This window comes from Pantoea sp. (genome assembly GCF_039594315.1).
GTDB lineage: Bacteria > Pseudomonadota > Gammaproteobacteria > Enterobacterales > Enterobacteriaceae > Pantoea.
The window spans coordinates 42,558-67,765 of the sequence record NZ_JBCNNP010000021.1; the positions used below are offsets into that span (position 1 = coordinate 42,558).

23 protein-coding genes and 1 tRNA gene are annotated in these 25,208 nt (G+C 53.6%); 7 read left to right on the forward strand and 17 right to left on the reverse strand.

Going from position 1 to position 25,208, the window contains the following annotated elements:
* Nucleotides 1-244: 244 nt before the first annotated feature.
* Complete coding sequence (locus tag ABDW13_RS13775; protein ID WP_343553122.1) at nucleotides 245-1,237, forward strand: LacI family DNA-binding transcriptional regulator; 993 nt, start codon at nucleotides 245-247, stop codon at nucleotides 1,235-1,237.
* Here the strand turns inward: ABDW13_RS13775 and torD are convergent.
* The 3 genes from torD to torC are packed head-to-tail and all read right to left on the reverse strand — an operon-like array spanning nucleotide 1,234 to nucleotide 5,568.
* Nucleotides 1,234-1,863 (reverse strand): molecular chaperone TorD, encoded by a 630-nt coding sequence (torD, locus tag ABDW13_RS13780; RefSeq protein ID WP_343553123.1) that lies wholly within the window; start codon nucleotides 1,861-1,863, stop codon nucleotides 1,234-1,236. The two genes, ABDW13_RS13775 and torD, sit on opposite strands and share 4 nt — an antisense overlap.
* On the reverse strand, nucleotides 1,860-4,394 hold the full coding sequence (gene torA, locus ABDW13_RS13785; RefSeq protein WP_343553124.1) for a trimethylamine-N-oxide reductase TorA: 2,535 nt from the start codon (nucleotides 4,392-4,394) through the stop codon (nucleotides 1,860-1,862). Before torA ends, torD begins: the two co-directional genes overlap by 4 nt.
* 10 nt (nucleotides 4,395-4,404) lie before the next feature.
* Nucleotides 4,405-5,568: a pentaheme c-type cytochrome TorC gene (gene torC, locus ABDW13_RS13790; RefSeq protein WP_343553125.1), complete on the reverse strand. Its 1,164-nt coding sequence runs from the start codon at nucleotides 5,566-5,568 to the stop codon at nucleotides 4,405-4,407.
* Between the two features lie 126 nt (nucleotides 5,569-5,694).
* Here torC and torR point away from each other — a divergent pair, with 126 nt between their 5' ends.
* Nucleotides 5,695-6,387, forward strand: a complete 693-nt coding sequence (gene torR / locus ABDW13_RS13795; RefSeq protein ID WP_343553147.1) for a two-component system response regulator TorR — start codon at nucleotides 5,695-5,697, stop codon at nucleotides 6,385-6,387.
* Nucleotides 6,388-6,456: 69 nt separating this feature from the next.
* Here the strand turns inward: torR and ABDW13_RS13800 are convergent, their stop codons facing one another.
* Together ABDW13_RS13800 and ABDW13_RS13805 are read right to left on the reverse strand one after the other, a co-directional pair.
* A complete protein-coding gene (locus ABDW13_RS13800; protein WP_343553127.1) occupies nucleotides 6,457-6,756 on the reverse strand; it encodes a contact-dependent growth inhibition system immunity protein in 300 nt (99 codons plus the stop codon).
* A gap of 8 nt (nucleotides 6,757-6,764) precedes the next feature.
* On the reverse strand, nucleotides 6,765-7,586 hold the full coding sequence (locus tag ABDW13_RS13805) for an RNase A-like domain-containing protein (protein ID WP_343553128.1): 822 nt from the start codon (nucleotides 7,584-7,586) through the stop codon (nucleotides 6,765-6,767).
* A gap of 534 nt (nucleotides 7,587-8,120) precedes the next feature.
* Here ABDW13_RS13805 and ABDW13_RS13810 point away from each other — a divergent pair.
* Together ABDW13_RS13810 and ABDW13_RS13815 are read left to right on the forward strand one after the other, a co-directional pair.
* A complete protein-coding gene (locus tag ABDW13_RS13810) occupies nucleotides 8,121-9,080 on the forward strand; it encodes a hypothetical protein (protein WP_343553129.1) in 960 nt (319 codons plus the stop codon).
* A 47-nt stretch (nucleotides 9,081-9,127) separates the two neighbouring features.
* Complete coding sequence (locus tag ABDW13_RS13815; protein WP_343553130.1) at nucleotides 9,128-10,564, forward strand: hypothetical protein; 1,437 nt, start codon at nucleotides 9,128-9,130, stop codon at nucleotides 10,562-10,564.
* Between the two features lie 318 nt (nucleotides 10,565-10,882).
* Here the strand turns inward: ABDW13_RS13815 and ABDW13_RS13820 are convergent, their stop codons facing one another.
* Nucleotides 10,883-11,038 carry a hypothetical protein gene (locus ABDW13_RS13820; protein ID WP_343553131.1) on the reverse strand — a complete coding sequence of 52 codons (156 nt, stop codon included), beginning with the start codon at nucleotides 11,036-11,038 and terminating at the stop codon, nucleotides 10,883-10,885.
* A 135-nt stretch (nucleotides 11,039-11,173) separates the two neighbouring features.
* Nucleotides 11,174-11,268, reverse strand: a tRNA-Sec gene (locus tag ABDW13_RS13825).
* Nucleotides 11,269-11,673: 405 nt separating this feature from the next.
* Here ABDW13_RS13825 and ABDW13_RS13830 point away from each other — a divergent pair.
* Nucleotides 11,674-12,606, forward strand: a complete 933-nt coding sequence (locus tag ABDW13_RS13830; protein WP_343553132.1) for a helix-turn-helix domain-containing protein — start codon at nucleotides 11,674-11,676, stop codon at nucleotides 12,604-12,606.
* On the opposite strand, the gene ABDW13_RS13835 is transcribed toward ABDW13_RS13830, so the two are convergent.
* The 10 genes from ABDW13_RS13835 to ABDW13_RS13880 all read right to left on the reverse strand — a co-directional run bounded on the left by ABDW13_RS13835 (nucleotide 12,591) and on the right by ABDW13_RS13880 (nucleotide 23,019).
* Nucleotides 12,591-13,586, reverse strand: coding sequence for an acyltransferase (locus tag ABDW13_RS13835; protein WP_343553133.1), 996 nt, complete (start codon nucleotides 13,584-13,586; stop codon nucleotides 12,591-12,593). The two genes, ABDW13_RS13830 and ABDW13_RS13835, sit on opposite strands and share 16 nt — an antisense overlap.
* Before the next feature lie 138 nt (nucleotides 13,587-13,724).
* Nucleotides 13,725-14,840: a mandelate racemase/muconate lactonizing enzyme family protein gene (locus ABDW13_RS13840; RefSeq protein ID WP_343553134.1), complete on the reverse strand. Its 1,116-nt coding sequence runs from the start codon at nucleotides 14,838-14,840 to the stop codon at nucleotides 13,725-13,727.
* Nucleotides 14,841-14,871: 31 nt separating this feature from the next.
* Complete coding sequence (locus tag ABDW13_RS13845; protein ID WP_343553135.1) at nucleotides 14,872-15,633, reverse strand: GntR family transcriptional regulator; 762 nt, start codon at nucleotides 15,631-15,633, stop codon at nucleotides 14,872-14,874.
* 14 nt (nucleotides 15,634-15,647) lie between these two features.
* Complete coding sequence (locus ABDW13_RS13850; RefSeq protein ID WP_343553136.1) at nucleotides 15,648-17,024, reverse strand: amidohydrolase family protein; 1,377 nt, start codon at nucleotides 17,022-17,024, stop codon at nucleotides 15,648-15,650.
* Nucleotides 17,024-17,944 (reverse strand): ABC transporter substrate-binding protein, encoded by a 921-nt coding sequence (locus tag ABDW13_RS13855; RefSeq protein WP_343553137.1) that lies wholly within the window; start codon nucleotides 17,942-17,944, stop codon nucleotides 17,024-17,026. Before ABDW13_RS13855 ends, ABDW13_RS13850 begins: the two co-directional genes overlap by 1 nt.
* Nucleotides 17,944-18,987, reverse strand: coding sequence for an alpha-hydroxy acid oxidase (locus tag ABDW13_RS13860; protein ID WP_343553138.1), 1,044 nt, complete (start codon nucleotides 18,985-18,987; stop codon nucleotides 17,944-17,946). The genes ABDW13_RS13855 and ABDW13_RS13860 overlap by 1 nt, the downstream gene beginning before the upstream one ends.
* Nucleotides 18,971-20,500, reverse strand: coding sequence for an amino acid ABC transporter permease/ATP-binding protein (locus ABDW13_RS13865; protein WP_343553139.1), 1,530 nt, complete (start codon nucleotides 20,498-20,500; stop codon nucleotides 18,971-18,973). The genes ABDW13_RS13860 and ABDW13_RS13865 overlap by 17 nt, the downstream gene beginning before the upstream one ends.
* Before the next feature lie 55 nt (nucleotides 20,501-20,555).
* Nucleotides 20,556-21,452: a transporter substrate-binding domain-containing protein gene (locus ABDW13_RS13870; RefSeq protein WP_343553140.1), complete on the reverse strand. Its 897-nt coding sequence runs from the start codon at nucleotides 21,450-21,452 to the stop codon at nucleotides 20,556-20,558.
* A gap of 203 nt (nucleotides 21,453-21,655) precedes the next feature.
* Nucleotides 21,656-22,627 (reverse strand): D-2-hydroxyacid dehydrogenase, encoded by a 972-nt coding sequence (locus ABDW13_RS13875; protein ID WP_343553141.1) that lies wholly within the window; start codon nucleotides 22,625-22,627, stop codon nucleotides 21,656-21,658.
* Entirely contained in the window at nucleotides 22,627-23,019 is a 393-nt protein-coding gene (locus tag ABDW13_RS13880; protein ID WP_343553142.1) for a Rid family detoxifying hydrolase, read from the reverse strand. The genes ABDW13_RS13875 and ABDW13_RS13880 overlap by 1 nt, the downstream gene beginning before the upstream one ends.
* Nucleotides 23,020-23,366: 347 nt before the next feature.
* Between ABDW13_RS13880 and glyQ the strand changes: the two genes are divergently transcribed.
* Together glyQ and glyS are read left to right on the forward strand one after the other, a co-directional pair.
* Nucleotides 23,367-24,278 (forward strand): glycine--tRNA ligase subunit alpha, encoded by a 912-nt coding sequence (gene glyQ, locus ABDW13_RS13885; protein ID WP_343553143.1) that lies wholly within the window; start codon nucleotides 23,367-23,369, stop codon nucleotides 24,276-24,278.
* Between the two features lie 9 nt (nucleotides 24,279-24,287).
* Nucleotides 24,288-25,208, forward strand: a 921-nt coding sequence (gene glyS, locus ABDW13_RS13890; protein WP_343553144.1) for a glycine--tRNA ligase subunit beta, incomplete at its 3' end; no start/stop codon positions are given.

Consider the following 25,208-nt stretch of genomic DNA (forward strand, 5'->3'; position numbering starts at 1 on the left):
ATTGCGCTTTTGGCTAACAAGCTTGTATTGATAGCTCAATGAATTGATAGGTTTTTCATCAGTGCTGTTTATAGGGACATTGCAGAACTTGCTTTTTGCTGATTTTTTTCTGAAATTTTTATTCTGATGGTGACGAAATTTCTGTTCTTCATTTCAGTGGCTTCAGCATGTCGGGCGCGTTTCATTTTTTAACGGGCAGCGGGCATAATACGTTGATTCTCAGCACCTCTTTGCGGACGCCGTAATGAAAACGCAGCGCATCACGTTGGACGATATTGCTACTCTCGCGGGCGTCACCAAAATGACGGTAAGCCGCTATTTGCGCACGCCAGAATTGGTTAAAGCGGCCACGGCGGAAAAAATCGCTAGCGTGATCGCCGAAATCGGCTACGTCGCGGATAGCGACAACGCCGGCGCGAGCAAGCAAAATCCACCGCGCATCGGCGTATTAGTGCCTTCCTTTCATAATCAAATCTTTGCCGATCTGCTGGCGGGCATTGAGTCGGTGACCAGCGCGCAGGGCTATCAAACGTTGGTGGTCAATTACGACTACAACGCGCAGCGCGAAGAGGAGCAAATCGCCACGGTGCTGGCCTTCAACATCAAAGGGCTGATTCTGACTGAATCGGTCCACACCGTACGCGCAGAAAAATACCTCAACGCCGCCACCATCCCGATTGCCGAAGTGATGGGACTTACCGAGGCGCGTGGCCGCATCAATGTGGGTTTTGATAACTATCGCGCCGGATACGATATGACCGCGATGTTGCTGGCTAGCGGTAAACAACATGTCATCTATTTCGGTTCGATGTCGGATCATCGTGATGAACAGCGTTACGCCGGATATCGCGATGCGGTGGCAGCGGCGGGATTGCCCGCCGGACGCATTGTGCCGAACAAGATTTCATCGGTATTGATTGGCACTGGCATGATGACGCTGGCGCGCCAGCTTTATCCAGAGATGGATGCGATTCTGTGCACCAACGACGATCTGGCGGTTGGTGTATTACAAGAGTGCCAAGCGGCGGGCATCGCTGTGCCGCAATCCATGGCGATTGCGGGTTTTCATGGCTTGGATATCGGCCAGGCGACCACGCCGCGCTTGGCCAGCGTGGTCACACCGCGTTTCGAAATGGGCAAAGTGGCGACGGAAATCATCCTGAAAAAGCTCAACCAGCAACCGACAATTGAGCAGGTGAATCTGCATTACCGCTTGTCGATGGGGGCGAGTATTTAAAACTGTGCCCAATCCAACCCTACAATCGCCAACAGCAGTTGGCTTTGTGCGGCGTAAAAGCCAAACCCATCATGCTCGATGCAATGCGCGGTAAACGTCGGCAGCCAACTCATCAGCAACGTCAGCGCTTTTTCCCGCAAGGCTAAACAAGCGGCAAGGTTCGCTGAATTTTCACTGACGGCAAAACTTAGATGGCTCAACAGTTCGAGACAAATTGCCAGATGATCTTCCGGCTCACGAAAGGCCTGATCGCGCTCCAATCCAGCTTGTAGCAGCAAAATCTGCATCTCTGCACAGGCCGCCTGATTGAAACGGGTTTGGTCGGGCTGATAGCAGGAAGCGTAGGGCAGCGCCGCGTTGTTTTGCGACATCAGGAACAGGCCGGCAAAATCTGCCGCCAATTCCAGACGCGCGTCACGGCGCAACGCTAATGCCGCAATGCTGTTGCGCGCCGCCAACACGCCAGCTTGCAAGGTTGGCTGTTGCGCCAGATGCTCGAACCACCGCGCCACGTCCTGGCTTTGCAACTGCGCTAACTGCGCGTCATCCAGTTCGCGGGCAAACAACCCGGCGAACCAGCTATACAAGCAAGCATAATGCTGCGCGCTTAAATGCCCTGGCGTCATGCCGCACCCACTTCATCTGGCTTGGGGATGTAATCACATTTGGCGATCATCTCCGTCGGGCCGGAGAAGGCGGTGACTGGCGCAATTTCGCCCTGATATTTCTCGATATTCACAATCGCCGTATGCGCGCTGGTAGCCTGCGCCAGCTGTGAAGAACCGATATCCAGCGTCAGCACATTCGGATTGCCATAGCGGCACAACGCGCCGATTTCACCACCACGATCCGGGTTGTACCACGCGCCTTCATGGATGCGAATCACGCCCGGCGTGTAACGATCGCTGACCACCGCGCCCGCCAGCACCTGACCACGTGCATTGAATACGCGCACCACATCGCCGCTACGAATGCCACGTGCTGCTGCATCCTGCGGACTGAGATATACCGGCTCTTTGCCCGCCACGCTGTACTGCGCGCGCAATGTTTCTGATTCACACAACTGCGAGTGCAAACGGAAATCGGGATGCACCGACTGCAAGTGCAGCGGATAGCGCGCCGATCCCGGCCCGCCGTGCGAACGCTCGGTTTTCTCAAACCACATTGGATGACCCTGACAATCGGCGTATTGCAGATCGGCAATGCTCTTCGAGTAGATTTCGATTAAGCCGCTCGGCGTGCCTAAAGGTTCCAGATCGGGATCGTTGCGGAACGCTTGATGGCGTACAAATAATTTAGCATCAGTAAATTCGTGATAAGCGTTGCCGTTCCAGAAGGCATCGAAAGCGGGCAGGTGCAAGCCGCGGCCTTTGCCCTGTTTCACGCCATCCTGATAAATTCGCTTCAGCCAGCCCATCTCATCCAATCCTTCGGTGAAGGCCTGTTCGCGGTCAAAGCGGCGACAGAGATCGCGGAAAATATCGAAGTCGTTACGCGCCTCAAACTGCGGCGCTACGATCTGTTTCATGCCGATCAAACCACGATTCGACAGATTGCCGAATTGGTCGATGTCGTTGCGCTCAAATTGCGTGGTGGCGGGCAACACGATATCGGCGAAGCGGCAGGTGGCGGTCCACTGGTTATCAATCGACACCACGGTTTCCAGCGTCTGCCAACCTTCAATAATGCGGTTGGTTTGCTGATGGCGATGGAACGGGTTGGTGCCACCAAACACGCACATCTTCAACTGTGGCAGCGTGACCTGTTTGCCGTTCCAGTTAATCACTTTGCCTGGTTCCAGCATCGCATCAACGAAACGCGCGATGGGAATGGTGCTACTGGAGCCTTTGAAATCAGTGCTGGCGTGACGCGGTGGCGTGGTGGTTGAACCAGAGAAACCGCTGAGAATCACACCATTGCGCGTTGGGGTTCCGGCACCGTTGTAATGCCAGCCAAAACCAAAACCGCCGCCCGGCAAACCAATTTGGCCCAGCATCGCCGCTAACACCACCACCATCCACGCCCATTGCTCGCCGTGTTGCATGCGCTGCACGCACCAACCGGCAATGATTTGGCTGCGATCGGCGGCTAACTGGCGGGCTAACGCGCGAATGGTGTCAGCATCAATGCCGGTTAAGCTTGCCGCCCACGCGGCGTCTTTTGGCTGGCCGTCGTTATCGCCGTTGAGATACGGCAAGAACTGCTCAAACCCCACGCAGTAGGTGCTGAGGAAAGCGCTGTCATGCAGCTTTTCGCTGTAGAGCGTATGTGCCAGCGCCAGCAACAGCGGCACATCCGTTTGCGGATGCAGCGCGATATGCTGCACCTTTTCGCGGCCTAAAAATTCATGCGTGCTGGACACCACCGGATCAACGCTAATCACGCGAATTTCGCCGCTCGCCACTTTCTCTTTCAACTGCGCGTAATAGCCGTAGACATCGTGATCCGGACACCACCAGTTAGCCTGCTGGTTTTTCACCATGTCAGAACCCCACAGCACGATGGTTTTGCTGTTTTCCAGCACCAGCGGCCACGAGGTCTGCTGCTCATACACTTCCATCGAACCGACTACGCGCGGCAAAATCACCTGCGCCGCGCCAGTAGAATAATCACCGCCGCTACCCACGGATGCGCCATGCAGCGCCAGTGCGCGACTTAACATGCCACCCGCGTTATGAAACATGCCGGTGGATTGCCAGCCGCTGCTGCTCAGTAACGCGCTGGGGCCGTAACTGGTCTGCACGCGTTCCAGCTCCTGATAAAACAGGTCCAGCGCTTCATCCCAAGTGACGCGCACAAAGCGGTTATCGCCACGTTGGCGCGTATCGCTGAGATGACGTTTGCGCAGCCAATCTACGCGCACCATCGGATAGCGCACGCGCGCGGTGCCGTGCACGTGATCGGGCAATCCAGCGATGATTTTGCTGGGAAATTTGTCCTGCTCAAACGGCGTGGCTTTGACAAAGCGACCATCAACCACGGTGGCGCGAATCGCGCCCCAATGCGATCCGGTGAGAATGCCTTGTGGCGCGTTAACTGCCGCCTGCACCTGACGTGGCACCAACAGCGATGGCGCAACCATGCCCAAGGCACTCAATCCACCCAGCTGAACCAGGAAGCGGCGGCGTGAAGTGTTAAATGACTCAGAATTTTTCATGCTCGCGTCCTTAATGTGGCTGCTGCGCGCCGCCGGTATCGGAGGCATTCAATTGGAGATATTTCAGCAAGGTGCGCTCTTCGCGCTTGTCCAGACTGGTGAAACCAATCATGCCGTTAAGCGTGCCGATCCAGCCGTTGGCATCGAAATGCGCTTTATCCGGTGCGCCGTGACATTGATTGCAGGTGCCGCTATACAGCGCGCTGGCATAAGCCCAAATCGGTTTGCTGTCGTTAACCATGTCGCCTTTTTGCATCCACGCGGTGGTTTGCAGCTTGCTCCACTCCACTTGCGTGGCGGCAACGGTGGTGGTTTCCAGTGTTTTAGCGTTCTTTTGCAGATCGTCGCGGATAGAGGAAACGAAAATGCGTTTGCCCGGCAGCAGCGACAGCACGCGCTGGCGGCCTTGGGTTTCTGTCCAGCCGGTGATCTGCACTTGTAGCCAATCGCCGTCACGTTTCAGCTCCTGCACTTCGGAAGCTGGCAACAGTGAACCGGAAGGCGCTTTGTCGCTTTTGTTGGCAAAAATCGGCTTCATATCCAGTGCGAACAAGGTATCGCCGCTGCTATTGGCGTCCGCGCTTTTGCGCATCTCTTCAAACTGTTTGCGGAATCCGCTGCTCATATCAGGCAGTTGGTGAGTGATGCCTTTGTGGCAATCAATGCAGGAACGATTTTCCAGCGCGGCGGCGCTCATCTGGCGCGCGGCTTCCGGTTTCTGCCGCGTGTGATCCATCGCGTCGTAATTGTGGCAACCGCGACACACTGCCGAGTTGCTCTCCTTCATGCGCTTCCACTCACGTTCAGCAAGAATCAGGCGCTTGGCTTCAAACTTCTCTGGCGTATCAATCGAACGCGCGATCAGAGCCTGATAGAGATCATTACTTGCTTCCAGCTTGCGCTTTAGCATGCCCGGAATATCGCGTGGGATGTGGCAATCGCGGCACTCGGCGCGCACACCCGATGGATTTTTAAAGTGGGTGGACTGTTTGTATTCCTGATACGGCTGCTGCATGCCGTGGCAGCTAATACAAAATTCAGTCGAACTGGTGAGTTTGATTCCGGTGTGAGGCACCACAATAATTGCCAAGCCAATGACGATCCCGACCAGCAGGATCGCCAGCACCGACCAGCGTGCGCTGGGGCGGCGTAATCTCTTTAAGAGTGATTTCATTGTTATAACCCTGGTGTTGGAGCGGTAATACGCGGCAATTTTAGGGATGAGATGTGAACAAGGTCAGCGGTTGCTATGAACAGGATGCGGCGACATATGAACAGTTATGAACAACAGGGAGAGAAAATGATGCATCACATGGTGATAGTGGAAAGCGATAAAGCAATACAAACGCAGATGCGGGATTACTTTGCACAGCGCGGGTATCGCGTCTTGCTGGCCGCTAATGGCGCGGACTTGCGCGAGCAGATGCTGTTGCAGCCGGTTGATTTAGTGCTGTTGGACATCCATCTGCCGGGCGAAAACGGTTTGCAGCTCACACGCGCACTGCGTGAACGTGGCGCGGTGGGGATTATTCTGGTGACCGAGCGTAATGAGCCGATTGATCGTATTGTCGGTTTGGAAATGGGCGCTGATGATTACGTCAGCAAACCGCTGGATTTGCGCGAGCTGGAAGTGCGGGTGAAGAACCTGCTGTGGCGCATCGATCTGGCACGTCACGCGCCGCCGCTCGCGGAAGAGAACAGTTATCTGTTTGCCGGTTACAGCCTGAATATTGCGCGTCACACGCTGATGCATGAAGGCAGCACGATAAAACTGACGCGTGCCGAATATGAAATGCTGGTGGCGTTTGTCACTAATCCCGGCCAGATCTTCAGCCGTGAACGACTGCTACGAATGCTGACTTCGCACCGCGTCGATCAACCCAATGTGCGTACCATTGATGTGCTAATTCGCCGCCTGCGCCGCAAATTACACAGCGAACTGTTTGTCACGCGCCACGGCGAAGGCTATTTGCTGGCAGCGGAAGTGTGCTAGAAAAATCCGCCATTCATCTCGCTAATTCCCCACGCCTTGCCTCTGTTGTTACCTGTTCCTGTTAGTTCTCTACTGCTCTTCAGCTGCGATATCGCGTACCGTCAGTAAAAATTCCAGTGCGCTGGTTTCCCAAAGCTTGGGTGAAAAATCAGATTCATAGCGCTCTGCAAACACACTTTCCAACTGCTGGCCATGCGCCGCGATAAAGGCATCCACTTCGATAACCAGATCGTTTAGTGCCGCATCCGATACATGCTTTTTGTACAGCCCGATAATGCCTTCAATCGAGGTTTCGCCTTCATTAATCAGGTCTGCATCCTGATTGAAATAACCGAAGATTAATTGGTCAAGGTTGGGGTAGTTTTGCATTGGATACCTTATGAGTCGGGGAATGCCGTCAGAATGTAATAGGGCTTACCATTAAACTTATGAAATTCAATGACAACTCTGACATTTTTCAGGTTCAGTCGTTGTGCATTGCCACGCTTAAATCCATAGCCAATGATTTTGCCGGTAGGATAGCGAAGGGTGAGCCTGGCGCCGGGTTTACCACCTGCTAACACTGATTTTATCGCTGCCCGGTTGGCAAACAACGCTTTGGAAATGACCTCTTCAGCAATCTCCAGATTAGTAAAAGTGGTGGAAGAGGATAAACGTTTATTGGCATCAAAACGGGCCAACAGCTCGCTGTCACTTTTGCCTACATGTGATGCAAGCGTATGTCCACCGGGTTTGGCTCCGGTTACAGACTCATGTTCGCTGAGTTTGATGCGCCCTGACCTTACAGCCGCAACCCGAGTCGCGCCAATCGCTAAGGCAAAGCCGAGCGGGACCGCGATATCGACGGTCAGGCCGATTTTCATCGCCGTGTCGTTATCTGCTCCAAAGGATTCCGCTAAAGCAGACGCGGCTTTGAAAGTGGCGGTCTGAGTATTTCTTCCGGTGATGATTTGTCTGGCCGCAGTATTAATGCTGTCGAGGCTATGCGCTCCCACCACTACGCAGCCTGCTTTGGTTAATCCGGTTGGCTCGGGAGCAAGACACAGCGCTGTCGCACCGGCTAATTCCAATGATCCCATTACCAACCCCAATCCACCGAACAGGCGATTACTCGTGGTTTCCGCTTCAGTAAGTGATCTATCCGAAAGCGCCGCCGCAAGTTGAACGGGCGACATGGCGATTTTGACACCTTCATCCATAACGCAATCTCTTATGGTTAAATTTCAATCACAAGGCTGAGGTTAATGGTTGAAGGTGTAAATCAGAACTGGTCCTAAAATGAACAGATTTGCAGTTGTTCGGTTTTACCGAACGACTGAAAAAATGTCGGAGATTCGGAGTTAGCCTTACCATGAGATTGATGTTTTTTTAGGCGAGGAGAAGATTAAGGCGAGAAGGAGAATGGCGGAAGATCACAGGAGTGCGATTTTTTTAATGTTATGATAATTAATTGTTTTTTATTACTGCGCTACAATGCGCGCCCATAATTACCCCCAAGGCACGGTCTGTAATCGTTAAATTATAAATTTTAGGCGTAAAGAAAATTTATAGTCGCTGCTAATGTCATGAGTGGTTTTATATTTTTAGAATTTTGTATTATGCGATTTTTCTATCTACCCATCTTTCATCGAATCTATCCGCTGACCATTAATATTTTTAATGGTTGATCGTTCATGATTTAGACAGTATAAATTACATTTATTATTATCATCATGAGGTTAAAAGGAATTATTATGCCTTTAGATGTTGCCTATTCGTTAGAAATTGAAGATTTCATTGATGCGGACAAAGCTTATGAATTTTACTGGTCTGGTCTGATCACTAACAAAAAAGCTTTTGTTTGCCCAGGTGATAGTTGCAAAGCACAAGTAACATGCGCAAACATCGATGAAGAAACTCAAAATATGAGGGTAGTACCACATTTTAGAATTTATGGAGAACATGGTGAAAAATGTGAGATTTTTAATAAGATACCATTGAAAATATTGGATTTGGTAGGTGGTGAGGGTAACGGTGAAAAAAAATCAGTTGAACTTTCTGTTGTTGATTCATTTATTCTTGTCAGGCCTTCCTCATATTATGAAATTAGAGACAAGAATACTAATTCTAACGGAAATGACTTAAAGAAAAAAATTAATTATAAAAGTAAAAACCTCACCTATGATTTGATGCAAAATGGATTTATAAGTAGCGTATATTCAGTTAGGACAATAGTAAGCCGATATTTAAGATATTATGCTGATAAATCAATTGACAATAGGCTTGTTAACATAAGTGGAAAAAGCGTTCCATATGCTTCATTTTTCAAGTTAATATGGGAGCAAGACCTAGAATCTCTTCCTGAGAATAGCTTGATTTATTATGGTTGGGCTTATGTAGATAGATACGAAAAAGGATACAAGGTAAAATTTAAAAAAGGACTAAAAGATAAGTCGGGAGTGGTTTTACCTGTTTCTTTTTTCATAAGTAATGATCTAATTGAAAAGTATCCTATTAAAAAATTAGTAACAAAAAGAATTGCTTCAATATCTATTATGAGCAAACCCACAGCTTTCGTCTTTATATATGGAAAACCAAAATTAAAAAAATCGGCAACAACCTCAAAAGAATATATAAACTTCTCTTTATATAACCTTGATATGGTAGATGTTAATACGGATAGCCCTATGCCTAAAAAAATAAAAATTAACTAAGTTTTGTTTTTCTAAAATTTTTCATCCCAATTTAAAGGATAAATAGCATGGCTAAACTAACGACTATATCAACAATCTCATCTCATTTTGGTATTAAAGAAGAACTGTTAGATCAACTAGGTGTTGTTGATGTTTTACTTGATTCAGATACACTCCTTTTTATAGACCCCCTTTTATTATCTGATAGCAAACATGAAGAAATGAGTCGGGATGCATTCAAAACATATAATGAAACTTTTGAGAAAATAATTAATCTTTTAAAAGCATCAGAAGAAAAAGATGATCCTGCTTGGAAAGCAGCAAAAAAATTATTCTCTTTTTCAGAAATAGGTTGGACGTGCTTAGGTTATGGTTCTTCCAGTAAAGGCTCAGGATTTGGGCCTGAACTTGTTAATACTTCTATGGTTACAGCATCTAAAATCATAAAATTAAAAATAGATGATCCCGACCTTTTTATGGTTATGTCTTTATTTGAAGAAGGTATTGGTGCCGATAGAATAAGTGATATGACTACAAATATTATATTCAATAACCTTATTGATTTTACTCTTAAGGCAAATGAAACGTTAAAATTAAAAACTATAGAGTTTAAATTTAAAGGGTGTAATTACACTTCAATTCTTAATCCATTGACCGATACTCCTCTGATTCTAGTCCCAAAAGATATAGTTCGTGATCTTCCTATTTCGACAGATTGGAGCGGTGCTATTAGCACAATGAAAGAAAATGTTGATCTGCGGGATAGGATAAATGCGAACTTAGGTAGCCTGCTTGCTTCAATGAGCCGAAAAGATAAGGCCAGAGCTAAAGAAAGGGCTTTGGAGAATCGCGAGTATTTTGAAGATCTACTTCAATTAATAAAAGAAATTGATAGAGAGCCTTATGATTTTGATAACGATAAAAATGGAGAGCTTTTTTGGGCTAGATTATCTTCTTCTTTTAGTAAGGAACATCCCTTTGACTTATCTAAGTTCAAAAGGAAACTCGACATTGACGATGTTGAGGTTTTAGTTGAGGAGATTATCAATCATTTCTTAGATTTAGTCGAGAATAAAGGATTATGGAAGGAAATGTGGACTGAAGAGGGTAAAAATAGGAAGGAAAAGGCTGCGCAAAGGTTACTATTTGCAGTTGCTTATTCTTATTGTAAAGCAAATAACTTAGATATAAGTCCAGAGGCTGATGGTGGTAATGGACCTGTTGACTTTAAGGTCTCTCAAGGATTTGATGCTAAAGTTGTTGTTGAAATAAAATTATCAACTAACAATCATTTGGTGCATGGTTTCGAAAAGCAGCTTGAAATATATAAAAAAGCCGACGACACCGATAGAGGTTTTTTTGTAATAATGGATGTTGGGTTTATGCGAAATAAATATAGGGATTTACAGCTTATAAATACGGAATTTAAAAAAACCAATAAACGAACATCTAAAATAATTTTAATAGATGCTAATCAAAGGGCATCAGCTAGTAAAAGAATCTAATAGCATTAGTGCAGGATAACTGAGTTCAACCAAAGTGCTCTATTATCCTGTACCGAATCACATGCATCTTCGCGCGCAATGCTATCCCCGCCACGCCTGTCCGCTTTATGTATCGATTTTCATGCAGGTGTGTGATGGTGCTCAGGCCGCGCCAGTTGGGCTGCTATGGGGGGTACTGGATGTTAGAATTTGCATGCAAATCCATGCACCCTATGCATGCACACCTATTTATACTCGCCACCGTGTAGAAAATCTTTAGAGTTGTCACAAAAAAATCCCTGCCGGTTGGAAGGGATTGCAGAAGCTTTGTGATCAATGTCAGAAGGCTGAACCGTAACGCCCTAATGTCTGCGGCTGGCGTTGCGGCGTTGGCGGCGGCGGGGCGGCAATCTGTTCTGGCTCAGGTGGGCGGGTGATCACCTTCACGATGTTTTCATGGTTTTGAATGTGCTGGAAAACTCCAGATTCGCTCATTGATGATAAGTTTCCTTCACCTGTTCAGATCGGTAGCGGCTACTTTAATGTGTGACGAATGGCTGCAAAACGAGCAGTGCATCAAGGTATTTAATTATTTTGATTGGCGAACGTTGACGGGAACAAAATAAGAAGTGGCGGAAGATCACAGGAGTCGAACCTGCCCGGGACCGCTGGCGGCCCCAACCGGATTTGAAGTCCGGCCGCCTCACCGGAGACGACGATCTTCCTCACAGGAAGCTGGCGGATTATAGCGGGATGCACAAATAGCGGCTAGGAATAACTCAACTTATGCGTTCAGTTAACTCGATTTCGCCGTAGGGTTGCCATTTATGGTGACCGATTCGGGCTGAACTTATCGCCAGTTTCTACAGTTGGTCTTGATGTGGCTAAGTGATGGCTGGATTTGGCAGGTTATAAGTGGTTTTATCAGATAGGATGAGGTATTCATCTTGATAGCTATGGCTTGATCTGTCCCTCACCCCAACCCTCTCCCGCACGCGGGAGAGGGGGGCCGATAGTGCAAAGCTGAGGCTGAATGCAAGCTTACATCGACCCTCGATCAGTTCCCTCGCCCGCTGGCGGGAGAGGGCTAGGGTGAGGGGAAAACGCACCACACTCAACTGGAATCCACCATGCCGCAGCCCGTTTATTTCCTCGTTCTTCCTGGCGTGATGGCGCTGGATCTCACCGGTCCGGCGGAAACGCTGCAACTTGCCGACGGTCACTTTTCGCTGCATTACATCGGGCCGCAATCCAGCGTGCTGGCATCAACCGGTATGACCATCGCCGAGATCGCACCTTTGCCCGCTGAATTGCCGGAAAACTGCCTGCTGGTGGTGCCCGGCGTACTTAACTCCAAAGTCTGGTTTGATACCGCACCGGCCGCACAAGCGCGTGACTGGTTGCGCCAGCAACAAGCGGCCATTAATGCCAAACGTATCACCTTAGTGTGCATCTGTTCCGGCGCGTTGCTCTCTGCGCAGGCCGGATTGTTGGATGGCATTCAGTGCACCACGCATCACGATGTGTTGCCGCGCCTGAAAGCCGCCGCACCTGCTGCATTAGTGAAAGATAACCGTGTGTTTGTCGAAGATGGTGGCATCTGGACCAGTGCTGGCATCACCGCCGGGATTGATTTGGCATTGCATCTGATCAACCGCTTATGCGGCGCGGCACAGGCGCTAAGAGTGGCGCGTGAAATGGTGGTGTGGTTTCGCCGTTCGGGTGACGATCCGCAACTGTCGCCGTGGCTGCGTTATCGCAACCATATGCATCCGGCGATTCACCGCGCGCAGGATGTGATGATTGCCCATCCTGAACACGATTGGTCGTTAACGGCGTTAGCCGAGCGCGCGCATGTCAGCGAGCGCCATCTGACGCGGCTGTTTCGCCAGCATCTCGGTATCAGCGTGCGCGAATATCACGAACAGCTGCGTTTAGTGATTGCGCGCCAGCGTCAGCAGCAGGGCGAAGCGGCGGAGAAAGCGGCGCTGGCGGCAGGATTTTCTTCGGCGCGCCAGCTACGTCGGGCGCATCAGCGCTGGGACGATCAGCTCACCAAGTGATGCTTATCCACGCGTTTCAGCAGTATCGCCAGCCCTAAACTGCCGATCAGCGTCACGCCAAATACCCACGGCAAATCGAGCCACGGTCGCGCCATATCATCGTAATGATTGGTGCGCAGGAAGTGGATGAACAGCGCGTGGAAACCGTAGATCGGCAACGAGTAGCGCGAAATGGTGGCTAAGCCGGGCAGCGTGCGCTGATTCAGGCTGTTCTTCGCCAGCAGCAACAAACTGATGGCGGCGATAAACACCAGCGGACCGCAGTAGAGATACCAGGTATCGTTGAACGCGCCGTTAATTTTCAGCATCTGTTTAGTGCCGAGCGCGATGCCAATTACGCAGGCGATAAAGCCCAATCCCGCCAGCCAACTGATGCCGCGTTTATCGGTTTCCATGCAGCCAATCGCGCGACCAAGCAGCGCATACAGCAGGTAATAAATGGTGTCGCCACTGACATACAGATTCACCGGCAGCCAGTGAAACGGCCCCAGCGATTGACTGACGGTATTCGGATTCGCCAGCACTGCTAGGACGATCACCAGCATCGCGACATAACGCGGCGCGACGCTTTTCACTTGAATCAGCGGCGACAGCAGATAGATGCCGATGATGGCGAAGAAGAACCACAGATGATAGAACACCGGCTTTTGCAGCAGCTTCAGCAGTGAACGTCCTTCGCTGATCGGCGTTAGCCAGGTTATGTAAGCCAGCGCCACCGCACTATAAAATAGCAAACACAGCACGATACGCAGCAGATGCCGCCCTTGCGCGCTGCGTTCGCCGAAGAACAGGTAGCCGGAAATCATAAAGAACAGCGGCACACACACGCGTGACGCTGAATTGAGCAGGTTCGCCACGTCCCAGCTCATGCCGGTTACCGCCATCGGTCCGGTGATGTACCAGGTGGTGGTGTGAATGACGATCACCATCAGGCAGGCGATGGCGCGGAGATTATCGATCCAGTGAATTTTGTGCTGCATGGCTTCCTCTTGCATTCGCTGTGCAAGAGGTTAGCCATCTGGCGGCGCGCCAACAACCTTTGGTGATGGAATTCGGAGCTCTCTGTTATGGAGGTCACCCTAAATGGCGACCCTACGAAACCGAACCACCTTCACGCATTAATCGCGTACTAAAAACTTCTCGATCACCGCTTCATCCGGTTCGACGCCGAGGCCCGGCTCGCTTGGCAACCATGCGTAACCGTCGGCGATACGCACTGGATTTTTCGCCAGCGAGCGGCTGATTTCGCCGGGCTCGACGCAATATTCCATCACCAGCGCGTTCTCAATCGCACACAGGAAATGCAGCGACGCAGCAGTGTTGATGTCGGTGGTGAAGTTGTGATTACACACTTTGCGCCCACGACTGTGCGCGTAGCTGGCGATTTCCATCGCTTGAGTAAAGCCGGTGCGCGTCAAATCGATCTGCACAATATCAATGCCGCCTTCATCAATCAGACGCTGGAAACCCACCACCGAACACTCTTGCTCACCGGCGGCGATGTGCTGCTGGCAGGCCGCTGAAACCTGGCCGTAACCGGCGTAGTTGTCTGGATGCAGCGGTTCTTCAATCCAGAACAGGTTGAGGTGTTCATAACGCTGGCTGCGGCGAATGGTGGTTTTGGCATCCCACACGTGACCAACATCCAGCATCAAATCCACGCTGTCGCCCATCGCCTCACGCAGCGCTTCCAGATAACGCAGATCCAGCGCTTCGTCAGTACCGAACGGCTCCCAACCAAACTTCACGCCGGTGTGGCCGGTATCGATAGCGTGTTTAGCGCGCGCCACCGTCTCTTCGACGCTGAACTGGAACATGTTGGAGGAGTAAACGCGCATCTTGTCGCGCATCGCGCCGCCCAGCAGTTCGACAATCGGTTTGCCGAGCGCTTTGCCTTTGATATCCCACAAGGCGATATCGATGCCCGCCATCGCCTGCAACACCGCGCCGCTGCGACCGTAATAGATGGTGGCTTTGTGCATCTTTTTCCACAAACGGCCGGTTTCCAGCGGATTTTCGCCGATCAGCAGCGATTTCAGGCCCGTCACCATGGTGTGCGAATAGGGCGCTTCAATAATCGCTTTGGTGACATACGGGCTGCCATCCACTTCGCCCCAACCGGTGATGCCCGCGTCGGTGGTGATTTTGATCAGCAGCGCATCCTGAGAACTGTCGGTGCGCTGTTCAATCACGGGAAGGCGCAGGTAAAACGCCTCAACGTTGGTGATTTTCATAGTGAGTTTCCCTGGTGTAAGGCAATTCAAATCAGCCGAGAGCGGAACGGTGCTGGCGGCGTTGCGTAATAAGGGTTTCGTAATCCACGTCCAGCGCTTGAATGCGGATGTGGTTCTCAACCTCGGCGGAAATTTTGGCGATATCGCCATCGGCAAACACATTGATCAGCCGTTGGTGCTCTTCAATGATGTCGCTCATTGATTTGCCCATGGTGGAAAGGCCGAAAATCACCGTCAGTTGGCGGGCAATCGACTCCCACAAATTACTCAGCACCGGGTTGTGCGCGAAGCTGCACAGCGTGCGGTGAAAATCGGTATCGGCGGAGGCAAAACCGTACACATCATCGTTTTGCATCATGGTCTGCATCTGCGCCACGCCTTGATACAGCAGGTTGAGTTGCTCCGCACCGTTGCGTCCGGCTTCAATCGCCCGGCGGCACGCCAGCGTCTCCAGCGGGATGCGCACATCAATGATCTGCTCCAGCCGCTGATGCGAAATTTCCATCAGGCGGATGCCTTTATATGGCTCGCTGGTGACGATGCCCTGGCTTTCGAGAATGCGCAGCGCTTCACGAATCGGCACGCGGCTCATGCCGAGTTTTGCCACCAGTTCCGGCTCTGCAATGCGGTCGCCGGGCAGGATCAGGCCGCGCGAGGCGGCGCTGAGAATGGCATCAACAGCGTGATCAACCAGCGTGCGCGGGCGTGCCGCGCTCCAGTTGCTATCTGTTGCCGCTTCCTGCGCCAGCGGGGCGCTGTTTTTACGGCGAGCGGTAGACGATTTTCCTGCCATGTTATTTGTCCTGTTTAAACCTGTCGGGTCACGAATTGACCGAAGCCGGGTTCAACCTGCATCTGATCATCCTGGAATACCGTGACGCCACGTATCAATGTGCGCACCACTTTACCCTGACAGCGCATCCCTTCAAATGCGCTCCACTTGCCGAGTCCCTGGAATTTTTCGCCTGCAACTGTCCAACTCTGATTGGCGTCGTAGAACACCAAATCGGCATCGAAGCCCGGTGCAATTGCGCCTTTTTTGCCCCACAGCTGGAACGCTTTGGCCGGGCCGCTGGCGGTCATGCGGGCAAATTCAGTCAGTGCCACGCCGCGTTCAATATGCGCCGCGCTGAAGAACATTGGGCTGAGGGTTTCAACGCCGGTCAATCCCATGCCGGCATCCCAGATGCTGGCTTCACCGGCCTGTTTCTGCGCTGGCGTGTACGGGCAGTGATCGGAGGCGATCATGTCGACTTCGCCGCGCAGCAGCACCTGCCACAATGCATCCACCACCGGACGTGGACGAATCGGCGGGCCGCAGCGCGCGTTCGGCCCAATGCGCACCAAATCGTCTTCATCGAGCAATAAATAGTGCGGGCAGGTTTCGAAGCTGGCGCGCACGCGGCCTTTGGCGGCGACAATAGTTTCAGCGGCGCGTGCCGAACTGACGTGGACGATATGGCAACGAGCGCCGGTCTCTTCGGCTACTGCCAGCACGCGGCCAACCGCTTCGATTTCAGCGATTTCCGGGCCAGCCAGCGCGTGGGCGCGGGCATCTTTGCGTCCGGCACGGCGCTGTTCGCTGCCAGCGCCGATTAAAATGTCGTGGTTCTCCGCGTGCACACCAATCAGGCCGTCGAAGGTCGCCAGTTCACGCATCGCACGCAGCAAACCGTCATCATCCAGACGCGGCAAACCTTTCTCATCGGTGGCTTCGCCGTTCGGCGCGCCGCTGCACAAGAAGGCTTTGAACGCCAGCGCGCCAGCCTGATCCAGCGCCGCCAGTTCATGCACGTTATTTCCGTCTAACCCAGCCCATAGGGCGTAATCCACTGAGCAGTTCTCGGCCAACCAGCTTTTCTTGTTGGTAAAATTGGCGAGCGTGGTGGCTGGCGGCAATGAATGCGGCATCTCAACAATGGTGGTGACGCCGTGCGCCGCCGCGCCGCGCGTGCCTTCACGCAATTCCTGCTGCGGGAAATCGTGCGAACCGGTGAAGTGGGTATGCACATCGATTGCGCCGGGCACGATGATCAGCCCTTGCGCATCAATCACTTCATCCGCGCCCTGCGTCATCGCACCGGGCGATAACACGCCGCTGATTTTGCCGTTTTCAATCAGCAAATCAGCCAAGGCTGCGCGGGTTTCTGTTACCACCAAGCCATTAATAATTAACTGTTTCATCACTCTGCTCCTGCCTGCGTCACCAGCGCCGTGTACGGCACCGGTTGTGATGGATCCAGCCAGCCAATCGCGCCGAGTAGCTGGGTGAAATGATCAAACTCAGCGCGCGGAATTTCGCAGCCGGGCGCAAAAACGTGGGCCTGTTGATAGGCGTCCAGACCGCGCACCAGCGCGTCGTGTGGATAATCGGCAAAGAATGGCTGCACTTGTTCTGCCAGCTCGGCGGCGCTGTGTTCAGCGATCCACCTCAGTGCGTGGGCGATGGCACGTGAGAAGGCGGCGAAGGCGGAGGCTTTCTCGGTCAGCACATCGGCGCGCGCGATGTAGGCGCTCCACGGCACGTGCCCGCAGACGTCGGCCAGGCTGCTGACGCTGTGCAATTGTCCGACGGCGATGGCCGGTGCCAGCATGTGCATGGCGTGCAGGGCATAATCGGCTTCGCCGTTGGCAACCGCGGCAAAATCGCGCGCCTGATCGCCACTGCCAGCGATCAATTCAATATCCTGCAAACCGTGACGCGCCAGCAACCAGCGGAAGGTCAGCGTGGCGGTGCCGACATTGCCGACATCCAGCACGCGCTTGCCACGCAGATCGATGAGGGTGAATTGCGGCTGCGCTTGCGCGGCGGCGAGGAACCACGGATTCGCCGCCACCGAGGCACAGAAGCACTGCAATTCAGCACCGTGCTGTTGGAAATGCTTCATCGCCACCATCGGACCGCCGAGCGTCAGATCGGCATCGCGGTTCAATACCGCCGGAACCTGGCCGCCTTGTACCGTGTGCCCACCGGATTCGCTGGTGGTGAAAATCACCTCCAGTTGCTCAGCCGCAAACAAGCCGAGGCTTTGCGACAGATAGTGCGCGCAGTAGTAAATGCGTGATTCGCTGGCATCGCCTTGGTTGAAGATTAATCTCTGCATTAGCCGCGCACCTCGGTGATGAAACTGCCGTTCAGTGCGGTCATATCGCTGACGCCGCACCAATGACCGATCGCGGTGATTTCATTGATCCAGCCGGAAAGCACATCGAATACTGCGCTTTCGCCGCCCGCCACTAACGCACTGATGATCGGTCGCACGCTGAGTGACAACGATGCGCCAAGACAACGCGCGACTACCGCATCGCTGCCGCAACGCACGCCGCCATCCAGCAGCAGCGGCAAGCGCGTGACGGCTTGCAAATCTGGCAGTTGATCAACCGGCGTCGCCCAACGCGCGCTTTGGCGCAGGCCAATATTTGAGGCGATCAATCCGCTCACGCCGTGCTGCGCTGCTTGCGCCGCATCGTCATGATGCAAAATACCTTTCAGCCACAGTGGAATATGATGATCGGCGCAGTGCGCGGCCACTTCATCAATCTGTTGCCAGCGCCACACCGGAAATGCCGGTAGCGGTTCAACGCCAGGCTGCGTGCCGCCGATGGTGTGCCAGCCGCGCTGCTTTAACGCATCGCCAATTGAGAAGCCGCCAGGCTGCAAACCGGCGACCGGATGCACTGGCGCTAATACCGTCAGCACGATGTTTTTGAATCCGGCCTGCGCGGCCTGATCGATTAAGTCTTTGATGCGACCGACATCGCCCGCCGCGCGCAGTTGCAGCCAGCAGCGATCGTACTCCGCGCCAATCTGCTCCAGCGGCGTGACGGTTTCTTCCGAGATCACCAGCGGTAGCTGCAGACGTTTACAGGCGCGCGCAATTGGCAACACGCCTTCTTCATGGAAAATGCGGTCGCCAGCAAACGCGCCGACACCAATCGGTGCGCTCCAGCTTTGATCGCGCAGCGAAATCTGTGTGTCGATGCCGTCATTGCCCTGCAACACGCGCGGCAGCAGACGAAAGCGGCGCAATGCCTGTTGATTGGCGTCCGGTTCGTCGCCCAGCGCATCAGCCGGTTGGCCTTGCATGTAGCGGAACAGCGCATCGCCGAGGCGTTCGCGCGCCGTTAATTCAAAGCGCGTTGGCATGTTGCGCCTCCACAGCATTTTCATGCTCAAGGAAGGTGGCGAAGGCCGGCGTCTGCGGATTTTGCAGAATCGCCGGTGGGCCTTCTTCAATCAGCGCACCGTTTTGCAGGAACACCACGCGATCGGCCACGCCTGCGGCAAACGCAATGTCGTGAGTACTGATGATCATGGTGATGCCGGTTTGTGCCAGGCTGCGCATGGTTTGGTTCACTTCGCGTACCAGCTCGGGATCGAGCGCCGAGGTGGGTTCATCGAACAGCAGGATTTGCGGTTCTGCCGCCAGCGCACGCGCAATGCCAACGCGCTGTTTCTGGCCGCCGGAAAGTTCGTGCGGCAATGAGGCCGCGAAATCGCCCAATCCCACCATTTTCAAGGCACGCATCGCTTTGGCGCGTGCAATTTCTGGCTGTGCACCTTGTACGCGCAGCAGAATGCTCATCACGTTTTCCAGCGCGGTGAGATGATCAAACAGCGCGAAGTGCTGGAACACGATGCCAATGCCGGATTTGGCGCGGTTGGCCGGTAAATGACGTTGCGCCAGCGCGCGGCCATTCTCGTCGCTGCCCATAAAGTGGCCTTCAGTTTGAATGGTACCGCTGCTGCGTGGCGTCAACGCCAGAATTGATTTCAACAGCGTACTTTTGCCCGAACCGGAACGCCCGAGCAGCACCACCACTTCGCCGCGACGCACGGTAAGCGACAGCGATTTCAATACCGCTTTACCGGCGTATTCGACGCACAGCTGATCAACTTCCAGCACGGGCGCAGCGGTTTGCGTATCCCAGCGACGTTTTGGCAGCTGCATCGGAGTGACGTCAGCTTCCGGCGGCAGTTTTGCCAATCTTGCCCGCGCACGGCGCGCACGTTCATCGAGGTTGTAGAACTTCTCCAGCCACCATTGGCCGCCCGCCAACAGCGTGGAAAGAATCAGGTAGATGCCGCCCGAGGCGACCAGCACCGGAATAAACAGGAAGTTTTGCGACACAATCGCCTGGCCGCGCATCGTCAATTCGTTCACGCCCACCACCGACGCCAGCGAAGTGGATTTCAGCAAGCCAACGGTTTCGTTTCCCATGGTCGGCAAAATGGCGCGCAGTGCCTGCGGAATCACCACGTGAATCATCTCTTTGGTGCGCGAGTAACCGAATGCTTGCGCCGCCATGCTTTGATCGCGATCGGTGGCCATGATGCCGCCGCGAATGATTTCGGCGCAGAAAGCGGTTTCGTTGATCATCAAGGCCAGCAGCGCGCTGGTGAACGGATCAAGACGCAGACCAAATTCCGGCAGCACGTTGTACAGCAGAATCAGCTGCAACAGCACTGGCGTACCGCGCAGCGTATAGATGTAGACTTTCACCGGAATGCGGATAAACCAGTGCTTTGAGTTGCTGGCTAACGCCAGGAAAAAGCCAATCAAAATGCCACCGGCCAGCGCGCCCACTAACAGCTGCACGGCGATGACGGCGCCTTCCCACAGGTAGGGGAAGGTCAGATACTTGAGAAAATCATCCAAGGCGTTATCCTCCTCAACGCCTCGGCTGCAACACCGAGGCGGCTGAGTTTATGCATTAACCACGTGCAACAACTGGACGCTCAGCAGCACTGCCCTGGCCCCAGTAATCCAGCAATTTTTTCTGTGCGCCGCTTTCCTGAATCACCTTCATTGCATCCAGTACCGCGCCGCGCAGCGTGGCGTTGTCTTTGGCGATAGGGAAACCAACCATGATTGGCAGATCCACGGTGAAGCCGCTTTCCAGCGTTTTGTCGGCTTTGGCAATGGCAATCGCCGAACCGGCTTCGGTCAGATAGATATCAGCACGACCGCTTTTCACCGCCTGAATGCTGTTGTCGGTGTTCTGCACCATCAACATGCTGACTTCGGGTTTGCCTGCGGCGGTACATTTGGCGCTTTGCTCTGGCACCAGTTTGTTGGCTTCGTAAGAACCCGCGGCAGCGGCCACGGTTTTGCCGCACAGGTCATCGACGCTGCTGATTTTCTTCGGGTTGCCTTTGGCGAGAATTGAGCCGTCTTGCACCTGCATTGAGGCGACGAAGGCGATCTGCTTCATGCGTTCGTCAGTGACGTACAGCATTGGGCCGATGTCAGCGCGGCCGCTGGAAATTGAGGTCAGCAATACGTTGAAGGAGCCGCTTTGATAGCTGTGTTTCGCGCCTAAGCAGCTGCTGATGCGCTCGAACAGCGATGGATCGAGACCTTCAATGATGCTGGGATCTTTCTCGGATGGCGCTTCGAAGCCTTTGGTGTAGCCGCCGAGTCCGACTACCAGATCCTTGCCTTTCAGCGACGGATATTTGGTTTGCAGCGCCTTGCACTGCGCCATGGCGGCGAAGTCGCTAGCGGTTGGGGTGATCGGATCGGTGCTGGCCGCGTGGGCGCTGGAGATGCCCGCCAGCAAGCTGCCGGTGAGGCCAGAGATTAACAAAGCAATGCGTGCAAATTTCATAATAAGGTTCCCCTGGTGCTGGTGAATGAGAAAGCGATGACCTTGTGTTTTATGAACGTCTTTGGTGCTTTGGTGGAGCTGCTTGTCCCTCACCCCAGCCCTCTCCCACAAGTGGGAGAGGGGGCCGACAGTGCGGGCTGGAAAACTATTTATCCCCTCTCCCGCGTGCGGGAGAGGGTTAGGGTGAGGGGAAAAGTGCACCCTCAATACCCTCTTTCAGCATCAACCAGGTTGCGCAGTGGCTGTCCGCTGCGGAAGCGCAGCAGGTTATCGAGAAACACATCGAGACAACCGGCGAGATACGCGCTGTGATCGTCGAGGCTGCAATGGGGCGTCATTACCACGCCGGGCGTGATCCACAAGGGATCGTCAGCCGGTAAAGGTTCTTGCGGATAAACATCCAGCACTGCGCCCGCCAGTTCGCCTGCGCACAGCTTTTCGCGCATTGCGCTGTAATCGAACACATCAGCACGGCCCACAATCACAATGCCCGCCCGTGCAGGCAGCAGATCCAGACGACGGCGATCAAACAGGCGATGGGTTTGTGGCGTCAGCGGCAAGGTGGAAACCACCACATCGACCTGCGGCAGCACATCGTCCATCGCATCAATACGAATGCAGCGCGCCACGTTGGCATCGCACTGGCCGCTGCGCGTCACGCCAATTACGCGATAACCCTGCGCGGTGAGCAGTTGCGCCGCCGCTGCGCCAATGCCGCCAACACCCAGCAGCAACACGGTTTTGCCGCGTGCGCAGCCGCCAAACGTGGGACGCCACAGGCGCTGCGCCTGGTCCTGCAAAAATCCGGGAATGCCGAAGTTGAACATCAGCGCCGCCATCAAAATGAACTCGGCGCCTTTGTCACCGTGCACGCCGGACGCGTTGGTCAGCGTTACGCCTTGCGGCCAGTGCGCCAGCCATTGCTCGACGCCCGCCGACATCACCTGCACCCAGCCGAGACGCGGCGTGGTGAACTCATCAAGTGCCAGCTTGCGTCCGCTCCACAAAATGTCGCAGTTGGCGAGGAAAGTGGCGGTCTGCGTGCTGTCGCTGTTTTCGCTCAGCTTAAAGTGGTTACGCAGCTGTGGATGGGCATCCAACCGCTGTTGCAGTTGCTCAATCGACAGATGGAGCGCGCGCGGGGCGCTGGCGTCGTTCTCAATATGAATGTGCATTAGCGCATCGCCGTCACTTCCATCTCGACCAGCAGGTCAGGATGGTTGAGTTGAATACCCACGGTGGCGCGCGCCGGGAACGGGAACTGGAAGAACTCGCTATAGGCGTCGTTCATGGCGGCAAAGGTAGTGAGATCGGTCAGATAGATGGTGACGCGCACCACGTTGTCGAAGGTCATGTTGGCTTCGCTCAGCAGATCGCCGACGTTTTTCAGTACCTGCCGCGTTTGGCTAGCGATGTCACTGCCCACAATCTGGCCGCTGTACGGGTCAATCGCCACTTGGCCGGAAATGAATAACATCGGTTCGTGCAGCACGGCGGCAGACAGCGGCGCAGGCCCCATCGGGCGGTCGCTGGCGTTCATTCCTGGATAACTCAACGCAATCTTCATGGTGAAATCTCAAGCAAATCTGTTTCACCGCAATTTCGTATACGATTATACGAGTGTCAATGTGCGATTTTTGACCATCGGGTCGAAAAGGTGATGTTTATCACGTAATAGGATTTGCTGATGTTTTATTCATGATGATGATTTTAAATGATAAATTGTGTTTTTATTGGCGTGGTAGATCACTGACTTTGAATCGTATACGATTTTCTTATCTCCGCGTTTTAGCCGTCTAAACCGGTGCGCAAGCGCCGATTTTCTCGCCTGGATTTCCGGCTGCACAATCCGCGGTCAAAGGGTATACTGGCGCACTCTTTTTTTAACCGATCCGTATCGCGTGCGAATTCAACATGCAAAAGTTTGATACCAAGACCTTTCAGGGCCTGATCCTGACCTTGCAGGATTACTGGGCGCGCCAGGGCTGCACCATTGTCCAACCGTTGGACATGGAAGTGGGCGCCGGCACCTCACACCCGATGACTTGCCTGCGTGCCTTAGGCCCAGAGCCAATGGCCACCGCCTATGTGCAGCCATCGCGTCGTCCAACCGATGGACGCTACGGTGAAAACCCGAACCGTTTACAGCACTATTACCAGTTCCAGGTGGTGATCAAACCTAACCCGGACAACCTTCAGGAGCTGTACCTTGGGTCGCTGAAAGAGCTGGGTATGGATCCAACCATTCACGACATTCGCTTCGTTGAAGATAACTGGGAAAACCCAACGCTTGGCGCGTGGGGACTCGGTTGGGAAGTGTGGCTGAACGGCATGGAAGTGACGCAGTTCACTTACTTCCAGCAGGTTGGCGGTCTGGAGTGCAAGCCGGTCACCGGCGAGATCACTTACGGCTTAGAGCGTCTGGCGATGTACATTCAGGGCGTAGACAGCGTTTACGATCTGGTGTGGAGCGACGGTCCGTTCGGCAAAACCACTTACGGCGAAGTGTTCCATCAGAACGAAGTGGAACAATCGACCTACAACTTCGAATACGCCGATGTCGACTTCCTTTTCACCTGCTTCGAGCAGTATGAGAAAGAAGCGCAGCTGCTGCTGGCGCTGGAAAAACCGCTGCCACTGCCTGCTTATGAGCGCATTTTGAAAGCGGCGCACAGCTTCAACCTGCTGGACGCACGCAAGGCGATTTCAGTTACTGAACGCCAGCGCTACATCCTGCGTATCCGCACCCTGACGAAAGCCGTGGCGGAAGCCTATTATGCGTCCCGTGAGGCGCTTGGCTTCCCGATGTGCAATAAAAACAAGTAAGAGGCAGCCATGACCGATAAAACTTTCCTGGTGGAAATTGGCACCGAAGAGTTGCCTCCGAAAGCGCTGCGCAGCCTGGCTGAAGCCTTTGCTGCGCACTTCACCGCCGAGCTCGACAGCGCTGGCTTAACCCATGGCGAAGTGAGCTGGTTTGCGGCGCCGCGTCGTTTGGCGCTGAAAGTTGCCGATCTCGCGGCGGCACAACCCGATCGCGAAGTGGAAAAGCGTGGCCCGGCGATTGCCGCTGCGTTTGATGCTGATGGCAACGCCACCAAAGCGGCTGAAGGTTGGGCGCGCGGTAACGGCATTACCGTGGATCAGGCTGAACGTCTGAGCACCGATAAAGGCGAATGGCTGGTGCATCGCGCATCAATCACCGGTGAAAGCGCGCAGGCGCTGCTGCCAGCGATGGTTGCCACCGCGCTGAGCAAGTTGCCGATTCCAAAACTGATGCGCTGGGGCGCGAGCGACGTGCAGTTTGTGCGTCCGGTGCATACCGTGACGTTGCTGCTGGGTGATGAGCTGATCCCGGCCACCATTCTGGGTATTCAGTCCGATCGCGTAATTCGTGGTCATCGCTTTATGGGCGAGCCAGAATTCACCATCGATCATGCCGATCAGTATCCGCAACTGCTGCTGGAACGCGGCAAAGTGGTGGCGGATTACGCGGCGCGTAAAGCCAAAATCAAAGCTGATGCCGAAGCGGCTGCGCAGAAGATTGGTGGCATTGCCGATCTGAGCGAAAGCCTGCTGGAAGAAGTCACTTCGCTGGTGGAATGGCCAGTGGTGCTGACGGCGAAATTTGAAGAGAAGTTCCTCGCGGTGCCGGCTGAAGCGCTGGTTTACACCATGAAAGGTGACCAGAAGTACTTCCCGGTGTACGACGCGGCGGGCAAACTGCTGCCGAATTTCATCTTCGTCACCAACATC

What these genes read in the sequence shown, in the direction of transcription:
- ABDW13_RS13775 (WP_343553122.1), top strand. Translation starts at nt 245, where the DNA reads ATGAAAACGCAGCGCATCACGTTGGACGATATTGCTACTCTCGCGGGC.
- torD (WP_343553123.1), bottom strand. Translation starts at nt 1,863, where the DNA reads ATGACGCCAGGGCATTTAAGCGCGCAGCATTATGCTTGCTTGTATAGC.
- torA (WP_343553124.1), bottom strand. Translation starts at nt 4,394, where the DNA reads ATGAAAAATTCTGAGTCATTTAACACTTCACGCCGCCGCTTCCTGGTT.
- torC (WP_343553125.1), bottom strand. Translation starts at nt 5,568, where the DNA reads ATGAAATCACTCTTAAAGAGATTACGCCGCCCCAGCGCACGCTGGTCG.
- torR (WP_343553147.1), top strand. Translation starts at nt 5,695, where the DNA reads ATGATGCATCACATGGTGATAGTGGAAAGCGATAAAGCAATACAAACG.
- ABDW13_RS13800 (WP_343553127.1), bottom strand. Translation starts at nt 6,756, where the DNA reads ATGCAAAACTACCCCAACCTTGACCAATTAATCTTCGGTTATTTCAAT.
- ABDW13_RS13805 (WP_343553128.1), bottom strand. Translation starts at nt 7,586, where the DNA reads ATGGATGAAGGTGTCAAAATCGCCATGTCGCCCGTTCAACTTGCGGCG.
- ABDW13_RS13810 (WP_343553129.1), top strand. Translation starts at nt 8,121, where the DNA reads ATGCCTTTAGATGTTGCCTATTCGTTAGAAATTGAAGATTTCATTGAT.
- ABDW13_RS13815 (WP_343553130.1), top strand. Translation starts at nt 9,128, where the DNA reads ATGGCTAAACTAACGACTATATCAACAATCTCATCTCATTTTGGTATT.
- ABDW13_RS13820 (WP_343553131.1), bottom strand. Translation starts at nt 11,038, where the DNA reads ATGAGCGAATCTGGAGTTTTCCAGCACATTCAAAACCATGAAAACATC.
- ABDW13_RS13830 (WP_343553132.1), top strand. Translation starts at nt 11,674, where the DNA reads ATGCCGCAGCCCGTTTATTTCCTCGTTCTTCCTGGCGTGATGGCGCTG.
- ABDW13_RS13835 (WP_343553133.1), bottom strand. Translation starts at nt 13,586, where the DNA reads ATGCAGCACAAAATTCACTGGATCGATAATCTCCGCGCCATCGCCTGC.
- ABDW13_RS13840 (WP_343553134.1), bottom strand. Translation starts at nt 14,840, where the DNA reads ATGAAAATCACCAACGTTGAGGCGTTTTACCTGCGCCTTCCCGTGATT.
- ABDW13_RS13845 (WP_343553135.1), bottom strand. Translation starts at nt 15,633, where the DNA reads ATGGCAGGAAAATCGTCTACCGCTCGCCGTAAAAACAGCGCCCCGCTG.
- ABDW13_RS13850 (WP_343553136.1), bottom strand. Translation starts at nt 17,024, where the DNA reads ATGAAACAGTTAATTATTAATGGCTTGGTGGTAACAGAAACCCGCGCA.
- ABDW13_RS13855 (WP_343553137.1), bottom strand. Translation starts at nt 17,944, where the DNA reads ATGCAGAGATTAATCTTCAACCAAGGCGATGCCAGCGAATCACGCATT.
- ABDW13_RS13860 (WP_343553138.1), bottom strand. Translation starts at nt 18,987, where the DNA reads ATGCCAACGCGCTTTGAATTAACGGCGCGCGAACGCCTCGGCGATGCG.
- ABDW13_RS13870 (WP_343553140.1), bottom strand. Translation starts at nt 21,452, where the DNA reads ATGAAATTTGCACGCATTGCTTTGTTAATCTCTGGCCTCACCGGCAGC.
- ABDW13_RS13875 (WP_343553141.1), bottom strand. Translation starts at nt 22,627, where the DNA reads ATGCACATTCATATTGAGAACGACGCCAGCGCCCCGCGCGCGCTCCAT.
- ABDW13_RS13880 (WP_343553142.1), bottom strand. Translation starts at nt 23,019, where the DNA reads ATGAAGATTGCGTTGAGTTATCCAGGAATGAACGCCAGCGACCGCCCG.
- glyQ (WP_343553143.1), top strand. Translation starts at nt 23,367, where the DNA reads ATGCAAAAGTTTGATACCAAGACCTTTCAGGGCCTGATCCTGACCTTG.